General features: G+C 73.1%; 14 protein-coding genes and 1 pseudogene. 8 read left to right on the top strand and 7 right to left on the bottom strand.

Annotated features, from left to right (window positions below):
* Positions 1-148: 148 nt before the first annotated feature.
* A complete protein-coding gene (locus ABD946_RS01745; RefSeq protein WP_345279325.1) occupies positions 149-880 on the bottom strand; it encodes a maleylpyruvate isomerase family mycothiol-dependent enzyme in 732 nt (243 codons plus the stop codon).
* Positions 881-1,054: 174 nt separating this feature from the next.
* On the opposite strand from ABD946_RS01745, the gene ABD946_RS01740 reads away from it, so the two are divergent.
* The 5 genes from ABD946_RS01740 (at position 1,055) to ABD946_RS01720 (ending at position 6,579) form a co-directional block, all read left to right on the top strand.
* On the top strand, positions 1,055-1,699 hold the full coding sequence (locus ABD946_RS01740) for a DUF6426 family protein (protein WP_345279323.1): 645 nt from the start codon (positions 1,055-1,057) through the stop codon (positions 1,697-1,699).
* 32 nt (positions 1,700-1,731) lie between these two features.
* Positions 1,732-2,769, top strand: a complete 1,038-nt coding sequence (locus ABD946_RS01735) for a Fic family protein (RefSeq protein ID WP_345279321.1) — start codon at positions 1,732-1,734, stop codon at positions 2,767-2,769.
* Positions 2,770-3,138: 369 nt separating this feature from the next.
* Positions 3,139-3,900, top strand: coding sequence for an EI24 domain-containing protein (locus tag ABD946_RS01730; protein ID WP_345279319.1), 762 nt, complete (start codon positions 3,139-3,141; stop codon positions 3,898-3,900).
* A 62-nt stretch (positions 3,901-3,962) separates the two neighbouring features.
* On the top strand, positions 3,963-5,210 hold the full coding sequence (locus ABD946_RS01725) for a cytochrome P450 (protein WP_380150536.1): 1,248 nt from the start codon (positions 3,963-3,965) through the stop codon (positions 5,208-5,210).
* 94 nt (positions 5,211-5,304) lie between these two features.
* Positions 5,305-6,579 (top strand): ATP-binding protein, encoded by a 1,275-nt coding sequence (locus ABD946_RS01720; protein ID WP_345279315.1) that lies wholly within the window; start codon positions 5,305-5,307, stop codon positions 6,577-6,579.
* A gap of 354 nt (positions 6,580-6,933) precedes the next feature.
* On the opposite strand, the gene ABD946_RS01715 is transcribed toward ABD946_RS01720, so the two are convergent.
* Both ABD946_RS01715 and ABD946_RS01710 read right to left on the bottom strand, forming a co-directional pair.
* On the bottom strand, positions 6,934-7,059 hold the full coding sequence (locus tag ABD946_RS01715; RefSeq protein ID WP_345279313.1) for a hypothetical protein: 126 nt from the start codon (positions 7,057-7,059) through the stop codon (positions 6,934-6,936).
* A 100-nt stretch (positions 7,060-7,159) separates the two neighbouring features.
* On the bottom strand, positions 7,160-7,417 hold the full coding sequence (locus ABD946_RS01710) for a Prokaryotic metallothionein (RefSeq protein ID WP_345279311.1): 258 nt from the start codon (positions 7,415-7,417) through the stop codon (positions 7,160-7,162).
* Positions 7,418-7,551: 134 nt separating this feature from the next.
* On the opposite strand from ABD946_RS01710, the gene ABD946_RS01705 reads away from it, so the two are divergent.
* Positions 7,552-7,881, top strand: a complete 330-nt coding sequence (locus tag ABD946_RS01705) for an antibiotic biosynthesis monooxygenase family protein (protein ID WP_345279309.1) — start codon at positions 7,552-7,554, stop codon at positions 7,879-7,881.
* 4 nt (positions 7,882-7,885) lie between these two features.
* Here ABD946_RS01705 and ABD946_RS01700 read toward each other — a convergent pair whose 3' ends face one another.
* Positions 7,886-8,959: a potassium channel family protein gene (locus tag ABD946_RS01700; protein WP_345279307.1), complete on the bottom strand. Its 1,074-nt coding sequence runs from the start codon at positions 8,957-8,959 to the stop codon at positions 7,886-7,888.
* Positions 8,960-9,404: 445 nt separating this feature from the next.
* Positions 9,405-9,743 (bottom strand): annotated as a pseudogene (locus ABD946_RS42340) (NAD-binding protein); the annotation flags it as partial.
* A gap of 129 nt (positions 9,744-9,872) precedes the next feature.
* Between ABD946_RS42340 and ABD946_RS01690 the strand changes: the two are divergent.
* Positions 9,873-10,487, top strand: a complete 615-nt coding sequence (locus ABD946_RS01690) for an HdeD family acid-resistance protein (protein ID WP_345279303.1) — start codon at positions 9,873-9,875, stop codon at positions 10,485-10,487.
* Between the two features lie 52 nt (positions 10,488-10,539).
* Here the strand turns inward: ABD946_RS01690 and ABD946_RS01685 are convergent, their stop codons facing one another.
* Both ABD946_RS01685 and ABD946_RS01680 read right to left on the bottom strand, forming a co-directional pair.
* A complete protein-coding gene (locus ABD946_RS01685; RefSeq protein ID WP_345279301.1) occupies positions 10,540-11,316 on the bottom strand; it encodes an enoyl-CoA hydratase in 777 nt (258 codons plus the stop codon).
* A 113-nt stretch (positions 11,317-11,429) separates the two neighbouring features.
* Positions 11,430-11,780, bottom strand: a complete 351-nt coding sequence (locus tag ABD946_RS01680; protein WP_345279299.1) for a hypothetical protein — start codon at positions 11,778-11,780, stop codon at positions 11,430-11,432.
* 269 nt (positions 11,781-12,049) lie between these two features.
* Between ABD946_RS01680 and ABD946_RS01675 the strand changes: the two genes are divergently transcribed.
* A complete protein-coding gene (locus tag ABD946_RS01675; protein ID WP_345279297.1) occupies positions 12,050-12,250 on the top strand; it encodes a hypothetical protein in 201 nt (66 codons plus the stop codon).
* The last annotated feature ends 32 nt before the right edge of the window (positions 12,251-12,282 follow it).

Genomic DNA, 12,282 nt, shown 5'->3' with positions numbered 1-12,282 from the left:
TCCCGCGGCCCCGCCGGAGGCGTCTCCCCGTTGCTGCTCGCGTCCCGCCGGAGGCTCCCGTGCTCCTGCGCGGACCCCGGCGGTGCAGGAAGTACGAGGCCTTCCCGCCCCGCCGGAGGCGACCGGCGCTCCCGCGGCCCCGGGGGGATCAGTCGCGGCGGAAGGCGGTGAAGGCGGCGGTCAGGTCCTCCGGGGAGCCGAAGACCTCGAGGTCGGCCGGGGTGCGGCGTTGCCAGAGGAAGAGGAGCAGGTCGGAGGCGGTGCCGCGGACGGCGACGGCGCCCTTGGCGTGTTCGGTGAGGAGCTGCCAGGTGCCGTCCCCGGCCACCCGCAGGGTCCACTCGCCGGGGCCGTCGGTGGCGTGCAGGTGGAGGCCGTCGGCGGGGAAGCCGGCCGGCGGGGTCTCGTGGCGGCAGACCGTGAGGAACTCCTCGACGCCGTCGGCGGCGAGCTCGCGCTCGATCGCCTCGTCGCGGCCGAGGGCGTCGAGTGCGTCCCAGGTGTGCACGGCGGTCTCCTGGGCCAACCGCCGCTGGATGAACCCGGCGTCCTTCCGGGTGGACCAGGACCACCGCGGCTCCGCCGGATCGAGCACCTCCACGGTGGCAGCGGCGGCCTCGGCGCCCGCCGCCAGCCAGGCCGGCAGCTCGGCAGGGTCCTCGGGGACGTCGTCCGCGCCGGTCCAGGTGTCGGGGTCGGTGAGGGTGCCGTCGGCGATCCGGGTCCAGAAGCGGTGCACGGTGCCGGTGTGGAACAGCAGGTCGTCGAGGGTCCAGTCGGGGCAGCTGGGGACCGGGGTGGTGAGGTCGGCGTTCGCGGTGGCGTCGGCCATCAGCCCGGCGTGCCGGCGGAGGGCGGACACGTAGTCAGATCTGTTCACAGGGCCGGACTTTAGACCATGGTGATTCATATGAGCTGATGCAATGTTGGCTTGAATTCATCCTGGCTGATGCTCTGACGCTGTGTCAGTGTTGCGGCCGCCCCCAGCGTTCGGAGGTCATCCCTCCGCCGGCGGGGCGCGCCAGAGGTGCCCGATCGCCACCGAGGAGAAACCGTGAAGCTGAGGACCATGCTCGCCACCGTCGCACTGGGCACGTCCGTGCTCACTGCGGTGCCCGCCGTCGTCTTTCCGAGCATCGCCTCGGCGTCCTACTGCGACGGGTACACCAGTCAGTGCGACGACGACTGGGACATGAGCTCCAACGACCTGGGCGACGAGTACATGCAACAGGTGATCATCGAGGGCCTGTCCGAGATGCCCGAGGTGCCCTCCTCCCTTCCGGTGTGGAACGCGGACTGGGCCAACGCCGGCGGAGGCGGCGGCGACGGTTCGGGGAGGGACTATCCGTCGACGAAGATCGCGGAGGGCACCAAGGAGGAGGTGCGGCAGAACTGCATCAAGAACAACAGCACCACCCCCGTGAAGGAGACCATCAACTCCTCGTACAACGTGACCTACCAGGTGACCGGGAACATCTCGGCCTCGGCCTACTCGATCCTGTCGGCGAGCCTCGGGGTCACCTTCGGCGAGACGACCAGCGTGAGCCACGCGATCGAGGTCACCATCCCGCCGGGCATGAGCTGGGCGATGTACGTGGAGTACCAGAACAACTACTACAAGATCCTCACGCCGAGCGGCCCGGAGTACGCGACCGTCAAGGAGCCCACCGGCGTCGTCCGCTCGGGTCCCTGTCAGTGAGTTCTCCCGTCTCTCCGACGGCGGGTCGGCGGGTGCTCCCCGTCGACCCGCCGCTGGACGCCGAGGCGGTCCCCGCCGGGGACCGCCTGCGGGCGCTGGCCGCGCTCGCCGAGTTGACCAAGGCCGCTTCCCGCCTCGACAACCCCGACCTCTTCCACCGTCCCCGGTTCCGGACGGCCCTGCACCACCGGCACCTGCACACCACGGACGAGGGCGAGCTGGCCGAGGCGATCTCGAACGCCGCCGAGCAGCGGACCAAGGCCGGCCTGCTGGCCGTCCACTCGGTCCGGGAGGAGCTGCGCGAACACCCGGGCCGGCGGCCGTGCTTCGCCCCCGACGCACTCGCCGAACTGCACCGGCTGATCGCCGCCGCCGACCCCAGCATCCCGGGCCGGGGCGGGTTCCGCCGGGGGAACGTCACCGTCACCCGCGCCGACGGCGGGCTCGTCCTCTTCGGCACCGCCCCCGGGGCGGAGCTGAACGAGCAGGTGCGGCGCTGGTACGCGTGGGGCCTGGCGACCACCTCCCCGCCGCTCGACGCCTCGGCGCTCTCCACGATCCGGCTGCTGACGATCCATCCGTTCGCCGACGGCAACGGGCGCATGGTGCGGCTGCTGGCGCAGTGCGACCTGGTGGCCGCCGGGCTGATGCCCGGGCTGCTGCTGGACCTGGAGGGCTGGGTGCACGGCAATCGCCAGGCGGACGACGACGCCTTCGCCGCCGCGGTCGACGGCGACCTGATGGCCTGGGGGGCGACCTTCGCGCGGATGGTCACCGAGACGGCGCACCACCGGATCGCCACCATCAAGGCGTACCGGCGGGTGCTCGACGCCGCGATGGACCGGGCCAAGGGAGATCCGGCGGCCCGGGAAGTCCTGGCCCACCTCCGCGCGACCCCCGCCGTCTCGGCCCAGTGGCTGAAGGGCCGCACCACCCGCGCCCCGGGCCCCGCCCTGGACCGCCTGACCCGGGCCGGGGTCCTGACCCCGCACCCGCGCCTGCCCGGCGCGCTGTTCCACCCACGCCTGGTCGCGATCCTGGACGAGCCCTTCACCGCCGGCGTCCACTGAGTCAGCGGCGCCCTCGGCGGGAGCGGGAGTCGGCGATGGTGCGGATCCGACGGGTCCGGCCGTCTCCCGCCGCCGGGCGGGGAACTGCGGCTCCGTCAGCAGCGCGGCGGCCCGGTGGTCGAGGTGCTCGCAGACGGCGCTGTTGGCCTTGGACCGGTCGGTGTCGGTGAGCACCCGGGTGACCAGCGCGGGGTCGTGGGCGTCGGTCATGAGAGGCGAGCCCACGTGCCGCACGACCATCCCCGGCCGCGGGCGGTAGCGTGGTGCCGGGCCCAGCATCTGGAGGAGACGATGAACGGGTTCGTGCTCGACACCGCGGTCCTGTTGCCCTACTGAAAGACGCTCAAGCCGGGCCCGTAGGCTGCGGGCATGCGTGATTTCGTGGCGGGGATGGGCTATCTGGTCAAGGGCCAGAAGTGGGTGGCGCGGCACGGGCGGTGGTGGGGGTTCGGGATGATCCCGGCGCTGATCGCCCTGGTGGGGTACGTGGCGGCGCTGGTGGTGCTGGGGGTGTACGCGGACGACGTCGCGGAGTGGGCGACGCCGTTCGCGGACGGGTGGGGGTCGCCGTGGCAGGGGCTGGTGCGCGGGGCGGTGCAGGTGGCGGTGCTCGGGGGCGGGTTCGCGCTGTCGGTGGTGACGTTCACGGCGGTGACGCTGCTGATCGGGCAGCCGTTCTACGAGTCGCTGTGCGAGAAGGTGGACGAGACCGAGGGTGGGGCGCCGGCGCGTCAGGACCTTTCGCTGTGGCGGGAGTTGGTGGTCTCGGCGCGGGACAGCCTGTACGTGCTGCTGCGGGTGCTGGGCTTCGGGGTGCTGCTGTTCGCCGCGGGGTTCGTGCCGGTGGTGGGGCAGACGGTGGTGCCGGTGCTCGGGATCCTCGTCTCGGGGTACTTCATGGCGGCCGAGCTCTCGGCCGTGGCGCTGCAGCGGCGCGGGGTGGACCAGCCGGAGCGGCTGCGGCTGCTGCGCGGGCGGCTGGGGCTGGCGCTGGGCTTCGGGGCGCCGTTGATGGTGCTCTTCCTGGTGCCGTTCGTGACGGTGTTGGCGATGCCCGGCGCGGTGGCCGGTGCGACCCTGCTGGCCCGGGACCTGGTGCCGGTGGAGGACGAGACGGAAGACGATGAGTAGGTAAATAGGACAAAGCTAGTGGAATTTGACATTCCGCCAGAAGCTGCACGATAACTGCCCGCATGAGGGCAACGGTGGACACCGGTCAGCGTCAGCACACCCCGGGCGGGATCGATCTCGCCGACCCGGAGTTCTGGCGGCTCCCGCTGTCCGAACGGGCCGCCGCGTTCGCCCGGCTGCGCGCGCTGGACGGCCCGCTGCACTTCACCGACCTGCGCACCGGCCGCGGCTTCCACGCCCTGGTCCGGCACGCCGACGTGGTCGCCGCCAGCCGTACCCCGGAGGTGTTCGTCAGCGGCCCAGGCGTCACCACCCCCGAGCCGGCCCGCTGGGTGCGGACGGTGTTCGGCGACTCGATGGTGAACCTGGACGACCCGCGCCACGCGGACCTGCGGCGGATCGTCTCGCGGGCCTTCACGCCGCGGCTGGTCTCCAAGGTGGAGGAGGACATCCGCGCGGTGGCGGGGGAGTTGGTGGAGGGCCTGGCGGCCGAGCGGCCCGCCGACTTCGTCGGAGCGGTGGCCGCCCAGCTCCCCTATCGGGTGATCTGCAACATGATGGGGGTGCCGGAGCGGCAGCGGAACCGCATCCTGGCGATGGTCAACGACGCCTCCGAGAACACCGGCGTGGCCCGCAGCCGGCTGCGCGTCCCGGGCCGCGGGCTGATGGCACTGGCCCGGATGCAGGGCATCATCGCCGCGCTCGGCCGGGAGCGCCGCCGCCGCCCCACCGGGGACCTGATCTCCGCCCTGGTCACCGCCGACGTGGACGGGCGGCGCCTCAACTCCCGTGAGCTGGGCGCCTTCTTCTCGCTGCTGCTGGTCGCCGGGGTGGAGACCACCCGCAACGCGTTGGCCCACGGGCTGCACCTGCTCTCCACCCACCCCGAGCAGCGCGAGCTGCTGACGGCCGACCTGGACGGGCGGATCGGCGGCGCGGTGGAGGAGATGGTCCGCCACTCCACCCCGATCATCCAGTTCCGCCGCACCGTGGCCGTCGACCACGAGCTGAACGGCACCCGGTTCGCCGCCGGCGACAAGGTGGTGCTCTTCTTCGGCTCGGCCAACCGGGACGAGGCGGTCTTCACCGACCCGGACGCCTTCGACATCACCCGCTCGCCCAACCCGCACCTGGGCTTCGGTGGCGGCGGCCCGCACTTCTGCCTCGGCGCCTACCTGGCCCGGCAGGAGATGAAGGTGCTCTTCCGCGAGCTGCTCACCCGGCTGCCCGAGATCCGCTCGGTCGGCGAGCCGACCCTGGTGCACTCCAACTTCGACAACCGGGTCAAGTCCCTGCGCCTCGCCTACTGAGACCGGGCAAGCGGCGGGACGTACGGTTCGGCGCGGCGGATTGTCCGTTCCGGCGGTCTGTCCGGACCGCCGCGCGGGCCTAGCGTTCCGGGCCATGAACGAGTGGCTGATACACGACTACCGCGAGGACGACCTGGCGGCCGTGGTGCACCTGATCGACACCACCGCGGGCCTCGGCCAGGAGTCGGTCTTCTCGCTGGCCGAGTGCATCTCGGCGCTGACCGACCGTCAGCCCGCCGTGGTGGCGGTCCGGCGCGGCGAGCCGATCGGGGCGGCGCTGGCCCACCTGGCGGGGGACCGGGCCTGGGTGATGCGGATCGCCATCGCCCCCGGCTGGCGCGGCCGGGGCCTGGCCAGCGCGCTGCTGCGGGAGCTGGAGCGGCGCCTGCTGGAGCGCCGGGTCCGCCGGATCGCCTACGTGCTCCCCGAGGAGGAGCAGCTCGGCGAGGGGCTGCACAACGCCGGGTACACCCGCCGCCCGGCGGTGGCGTACTTCGAGAAGGACGAGCCGCAGGCCGGCCCGGGCGGCGGGCTGTTGGACGAGCTCGGCGGGCGGCTGCTGCCTGGCGACCTCTGGGAGCGGGTGGCCGGGATGGGCACCGAGAAGGACCTGATCGAGCGTCGGGTGGTGCAGCCGCTGGCCGAACCGGAGCGGGCCGCCCGGCACGGGGTGCGGCCGCCGCGGGCGATCGCGCTGTTCGGCCCGCCCGGCACCGGCAAGACCACCTTCGCCCGGGCGGTGGCCTCCCGGCTCGGCTGGCCGTTCGTCGAGCTGCTGCCCTCCCGGCTGGCCGACGGCGGCAACCTGGCCGCCGCGCTGCGCACCGCCTTCGGGCGGATCGCCGAACTGGAGCGGGTGCTGGTCTTCGTCGACGAGGTGGAGGAGATCGCGCCGGTCCGGGGCGAGGCGGTGGACTCCGCACTGCACGGGGTCACCAACGAGCTGCTCAAGCTGATCCCGGGCTTCCGCGAGGGCGAGGAGCGTTTGCTGGTCTGCGCCACCAACTCGATCCGCTCGATCGACCCGGCCTTCCTGCGGCACGGCCGGTTCGACTACCTCATCCCGATCGGCACGCCGGACGCGGTGGCCCGGCACGCCATCTGGTCGCGCTACACGGCCGGCCGCGAGGGCGTCGACCTGGACCTGCTGGTCGAGCGGAGCGCGCTCTTCACCCCGGCCGACATCGAGCACGCCGCCCGGGCGGCGGCCCAGGCGGCGTTCGAGCGGGACACCGGCGAGGACCCCTCGGCGACGGCCGGCGCGACCACCGCCGACTACCTGGCGGCGATCGCCCAGTGCCGCCCGACCGTCACACCGGAGCTGGTCGCCGACTTCGAGGCGGACATCACCACCCACGCCCGGCTCTAGGCCCGTGGATGCGCCGGGGCTCCGGGCCGCCGGCGCATCCGGTTCGGCTAGGAGCAGGCGAGGACCTGCCAGTCGCGGTCGGCGTAGTTGAACAGGAAGTAGGTGTACCCGCCAGGGGTCGCGCTCTGGCACTGGCTGGTTCGGCCGGTTGCCGGCAGGTGGACCTTGAAGCTGTGTGTGGAACGGCAGCGGTTCTGTAGATGATGTCCGCCGGGCCGCTGCCCGTGCTCACCCCGGCGCGGACGCCGCAGAAACCCGGGTCCGCGGAGGCCGTGGTGGCCGGGCCGGCCACGGCGAGGGAGAGGGCGAGTGCCGCGGTGCTCATGCCCGCGGCGGCGAACCTGCGGCTGGTGTTCAGCACGAGCGGACCTCCCACGAGGTGCTGTCACCCGGGTAGACGTAGGTGCGGTCCCCGTACGGGTCGATGCTTTCGCAGAACGTCGACCGGCCGCTCTCCGGGATGTACACCTTCATGTTCACTGGTGACCGAGGGTGATGCTTCGTGTGCGATGCGGGAATCCTTGCACGGCCGAATGCCGGAGAGCACTCGTCGTTCGGCGGGGGTCGGGGGTGCCGGCCGTCAGGCCGGGTGGGCGCCCACCGCGTCGCGGATCTGCTCGCCGAGGCCGCCGTCGCGGCGGGCGCAGTTGGCGCAGCAGAAGAACTTGCCGGAGACCTCGACGCCGTGGCCGACGATCCGCACCTGGCAGTACTCGCAGCGGGGCGCCAGCTTCTCCATCGCGCACTCGAAGCTGTCGAAGGTGTAGCTGTCTCCGGTGATCGTCCTGATCTCGAAGGCCAGCCAGTAGTCGTTGCCGCAGACCACGCAGACTGCCATGGGATTGCTCCGTCTCCGATGGGGAAGGCGCCCGGCCGGGCTCGGCCGCGCGCTTCCACTGTCGAACCGGGCACCAGGGGCGGCAAGCTCGGGCGGCCGAACGGAGAATGGAGGGGTTACCGGAGGTGGTGGCGATGATCGTCCGGATCTGGGAGGCGCAGGTGGTCCCGCGCCGCAGGGACGAGTTCTGCACCAGGCTGACCGAGGTGGTGATCCCGGCGCTGGACGGGACCGACGGATTCGAGGGGGCCGAGCTGATGAGGTCGGTCTCCGAGCTGGACCACCGGGTGCTGGTGGTGACGCGCTGGCGGGACGAGGCGGCGCTGCGGGCCTACGCGGGGACGATGTGGCGGATCAGGCCGGTCTGGGCGGAGGGGGAGTTCGGTTTCCTGGAGCACCCGCCGTCCGTGTCGCACTTCGAACACCTGCCGCTGGCCGCCGAGTTGACGGCCCAGCAGCGGTGAGGAGCTAAGCAGTCGGCCCCTCGGACAGTTCCTCGGGCGGCCCCTCGGGCGGGACGGGCGGCGGCGGGCTGAGCCGGGCCAGGCCGCTGCGGGTCGCGGCGACCAGCACCCGGTCGCCGGCCTGCAACCGGTGGCCGCGGTCGGCGAAGTTCCAGAACACCACTCCGGGCCGGCGGGCCAGCCGGACCGCGACCACCCGGACCCCGCCGGCCTCCTCCAGCTCCCAGACCGTCCGCCCGAGCAGGCTGGAGCCCACCCCGTTCTCGCCGCTCTCGGCGGTCAGCTCGGCGAGCAGCAGCACGTGCCGGAAGACCGAGAGGGTGCCGACCACCTCACGCCCCATCAGGGCGGCGGCGAAGCCGGGGGCGGAGAGGTAGGAGACGGAGCGGGAGACCACGTTCCCGAGGGTGGCGTAGACGTGGTGGGCGAACTCGTCGTCGAAGAGCCGGACCACGATGCGGATCTCGGGGTGGATCGCCCGGGCCTCCAGGGCCGCCTCCAGGTTGGCGGCGTCGTCCCTGGTCACCGAGACCACCGCCCGGGCGTGCTGGACCCGGGCCCGGCGCAGCTGCCCGTCCAAGGGGGCGTCACCGAGCAGCACCGGCACGCCGAGCGCCCGCATCGCGGCCACGCCCTGGGACTGCGGGTCGCGCTCCACGCAGACCACCGGCACCCCGGTCTCCCGGAGCATCCCGGCCACCCGGGTGCCCAGGTTGTTCAGCCCGACCACCACCACGTGGTCGCGCAGCCCGGCTCCGGGGCTGCGGGGCAGGCCGCGCCGGCCGGTGGCCAGGGCCTCCACCGCGATGGCGGTGGCCAGGGGTGCGAAGGTGATGCCGCAGAAGGTGACGATCACCTGGGCGGCCCGGGCCCAGGGGCCGCTGCCGTCGCCGGGGGAGTCGCCCGGCCGGTCGGGGTTGGCGGCCCCGGCCACGTCCAGCAGGGTGTAGTAGAGGGCCCAGCCGAGGTGGCCGGTGGACCACCAGATCACCGCCCCGCCGAGCAGTACCGCCCCCAGCGCCACGGTGAGCAGCAGCCGCAGCCGGGCGCTGGTGAAGAACCGCAGGGCGTCCAGCACCCGCCAGCGCAGCCTGCGCCACCAGGGGGGTGCGCTGCCGGGGCGGGGCGTTCAGCGCCTGGAGCGCGGCGATCCCGCCGGGCTCGCGCTCGGCCCGCTCGGGCGGCGGCCCGCCCTGGCCCTCGTCGCCGAAGCGGCGGGCCAGCTCGATGAACTCGGCGGCCCGTCCGGCGGTGTCGGGCAGCAGCCGCAGCCGGCTCAGGTCCTGCGGGTCGATCCGGTCGGCGACCACGGTGAGCTGGTTCTCGTGGATCTCCTCGTCGTACGCGACGTAGAGGTAACGGCCGTTGACCTGGACCGAGTTGGGCCGCTCCAGGGCGCCGTCGGCGAAGGCCGGGGCGGCGGTGGCGGAGCCGGAGAGCGAGGTGCAGTTGGGCAGCAGCCGTTCGATGTGCTGGCCGAGCCGCTGGTTGTACATCCGCAGCACGATCCGGATCCCGGGGTTGAGACCCTCGGCGGCCATCGCGGCGTGGATGTTGCCCTGGTCGGTGCCGTCCACCAGGGCGATCCCGTTGGCGTCCGCCACCCCGCAGGCGCGCAGGGTCTCGGCCGAGATGGCGGCGTACTCGTGCACCGCGGCCAGCCCGGGGATCTGGCTGATCCGCGGTCCGTGGTCCTTCGTCAGGTCCGGTACCAGTGCGACCACCGGGACGTCGTAGTGCTCGATCAGCTCGCGGATCAGACGGTGGGCGAGCGCGTTGCCGCCGCACACCAGGTAGTGACTCAACCGGCCCCCCGACCTCGTCCCGCTCCGGCCCAGTGGTGCGGCCCCCGACCCGATCATAACCAGCGAGGTGTCCACCGGATGGCGGTCCGATGGCCGTCCCCCGAACGGCCGTTCCCGTACGGCGCACCGCCCCGGGGAGCGGCAGAGTGGGGATGATCGACACCACTGCCCGTCAGGAGCCGCGCCGTGAACGAGGTCTACCGCCCCACCCCGATCCCCGACGAGGAGCACCCCGGCTTCGAGGGCCCGATCCAGCGGCTGGCCAAGATGGCCTGGCAGGTGCTGCTCGCAGCCGGCGTCGTCTCGCTGGCGCTCGGTGTGATCGTCTTCGTCTGGCCCAAGCAGACCCTGTGGGTGGTGGGGGTGCTGTTCGGGCTCTACCTGGTGGTGATCGGCGTGGTGCAGCTGGTCGCCGCCTTCGGCACGCACGCCACCACGGCGCTGCGGGTGCTGGCGTTCGTCAGCGGGGCGCTCTGCCTGCTGCTGGGGCTGCTCTGCTTCCGCAGCGCGGTGCAGTCGCTGGCGCTGCTGGGGATCTGGATCGGGATCGGCTGGCTGTTCCGCGGCATCACCCAGCTCGCGGCCACCGCCTCCGACCCCCGGATGCCGGCCCGCGGCTGGCAGGTCTTCGGCGGCGTGCTCAACACCCTGGCGGGCGTGCTGCTGATGGTCTGGCCGGTGCACTCGGTGGCGGCCCTGACCGTGCTGGCGGGGGTGTGGCTGCTGGTGCTCGGTGTGATGGAGATCGTCACCGCGCTCCAGGTCCGCCGCCGCTCCAAGGAGATCCCGGCGGGCGTCTGAGGGCGTCGGACCAACGGGACCCCCGGCCGCGGTGGCCGGGGGTCCCGTGCGGTCAGCGGTTCTCGAAGGACGGCTTGCGCTTCTCGGCGAAGGCGGCCATCCCCTCCTTCTGGTCCGCGGTGGCGAACAGGGCGTGGAACAGGCGGCGTTCGAAGCGCACGCCCTCGGCGAGGGTGGTCTCGAAGACCCGGTTCACGCTCTCCTTCATCATCACGGAGGCGGTGGTGGACATCGCCGCGATCGTCTCGGCGGTGGCCAGCGCCTCGGTGAGCAGGTCGGCGGCCGGAACGATCCGGGCCACCAGCCCGGCCCGCTCGGCCTCTTCGGCGCCCATCATCCGGCCGGTGAGGCAGAGGTCCATCGCCTTGGCCTTGCCGATCGCCCGGGTGAGCCGCTGCGAGCCGCCGATGCCGGGGATGACACCGAGCTTGATCTCCGGCTGGCCGAACTTCGCGGTGTCGGCCGCGATCAGCACGTCGCAGAGCATCGCCAACTCGCAGCCGCCGCCCAGCGCGTAGCCCGCGACGGCGGCGATCACCGGCTTGCGCAGCCGGCCCAGCTCGTCCCAGGGGCCCAGCCAGTCCTCCAGGTAGACCGCGGGGAACGCGTTGCCCTGCATCTCCTTGATGTCCGCCCCGGCGGCGAAGGCCTTCTCCGAGCCGGTGATCACGGTGCAGCCGATCTCCGGGTCCCGGTCGAAGGCGGTGGCGGCGGCCACCACCTCCCGCATCAGCTGGTTGTTCAGCGCGTTCAGCGCCTCCGGGCGGTTGAGCGTGATCAGCCCGACCCGCCCCTTCTGCTCCACCAGGATCGTCTGGTACTCGGTCATCCTCGTTGACTCCCTCGGTACGCCTGCGGGTCTCCGGGGACAACCATCCCGAAGAAGGGCGCCGCACACCAGTCTCGCGATCCGAGACGATGATCACGTGTCAGGCGGGCGGTTCAGCGCAGCAGGGTGGCCAGCGGACGGGCCGTCACCTGCGCGGCCGGCCGGGAGACGTACAGCGCCGCGTGGTACCAGCCCTCCTCCTCCAGCCCGGCCGGGTCCAGGCCCGCCTCCACCGCCGCCCGCAGCGCCCCCGCCCGCTCCTCGGGCCCGGTGAAGCGGCGCTGCGGGAAGGTCCCGGCGGCCCGCTCGGTGACCAGGCCGTACTCCGCCAGCACCTCGGCCACCGGCCCGTACGGCACCGCCCGCAGCGCGAAGGCCGCCACCCAGGGCGGGGAGGCGGTGCAGGCCAGCAGGTGGTCGAAGCTGCGCTCGGAGACGTAGCCGACGCCGCCGGTCACCGTCACCAGACCGACGTCGGCCAGCAGCGCGCGCAGCGCGGGGGGAGGGCGCGGCCCGCTCCAGGTTCTCCGCGAAGGCGGCGTCCAGCAGCCCGGCCCGCCGGGCGTGGTCGACCGGGCCGGTGGCCACGTCCACGCCGATCACCGGCACCGCCTCGGGCCGCCGCCGGGCGGCGTAGAACTGCCGGTCCCGCAGGGTGAGTTCCTCGGCCGAGAGGGAGTCCAGGGCCGGGTCGGTGTAGCGGTGGTAGAGCTCGGCCAGGGTCAGCTGGTGGTTGAGCAGCGCCGCGTTCACCCCGTACGAGCAGCACAGGTCCACCACCGCCCGGGGCGCCCGGGCGGCGGTCAGCAGCCGGAAGACCCGCTGGGCGTGGTGCGGCGTCAGGTACTCGTACGGGGCCAGCGCCCGGAAGTACCCGCGCGGGTCAGGCCCCGCGTACGCGGCGGCGAAGTCGGCCTTGCCCGGCATCGCGTGACCCGAACTCATGCGGCGGCCTCCCCGGCGGGA

Origin of the sequence: Kitasatospora albolonga (genome assembly GCF_039535905.1) — a bacterium.
Classification (GTDB): domain Bacteria; phylum Actinomycetota; class Actinomycetes; order Streptomycetales; family Streptomycetaceae; genus Kitasatospora; species Kitasatospora albolonga.
The sequence above is the reverse complement of the archived record's forward strand: the minus strand, read 5'-3'. Positions and strand labels throughout refer to the sequence as shown.

Excerpts from the sequence above, each read along its gene's own strand:
- ABD946_RS01710 (WP_345279311.1), bottom strand. The coding sequence starts at position 7,417 with ATGGCAGTCTGCGTGGTCTGCGGCAACGACTACTGGCTGGCCTTCGAG.
- ABD946_RS01705 (WP_345279309.1), top strand. The coding sequence starts at position 7,552 with ATGATCGTCCGGATCTGGGAGGCGCAGGTGGTCCCGCGCCGCAGGGAC.
- ABD946_RS01725 (WP_380150536.1), top strand. The coding sequence starts at position 3,963 with ATGAGGGCAACGGTGGACACCGGTCAGCGTCAGCACACCCCGGGCGGG.
- ABD946_RS01685 (WP_345279301.1), bottom strand. The coding sequence starts at position 11,316 with ATGACCGAGTACCAGACGATCCTGGTGGAGCAGAAGGGGCGGGTCGGG.
- ABD946_RS01730 (WP_345279319.1), top strand. The coding sequence starts at position 3,139 with ATGCGTGATTTCGTGGCGGGGATGGGCTATCTGGTCAAGGGCCAGAAG.
- ABD946_RS01720 (WP_345279315.1), top strand. The coding sequence starts at position 5,305 with ATGAACGAGTGGCTGATACACGACTACCGCGAGGACGACCTGGCGGCC.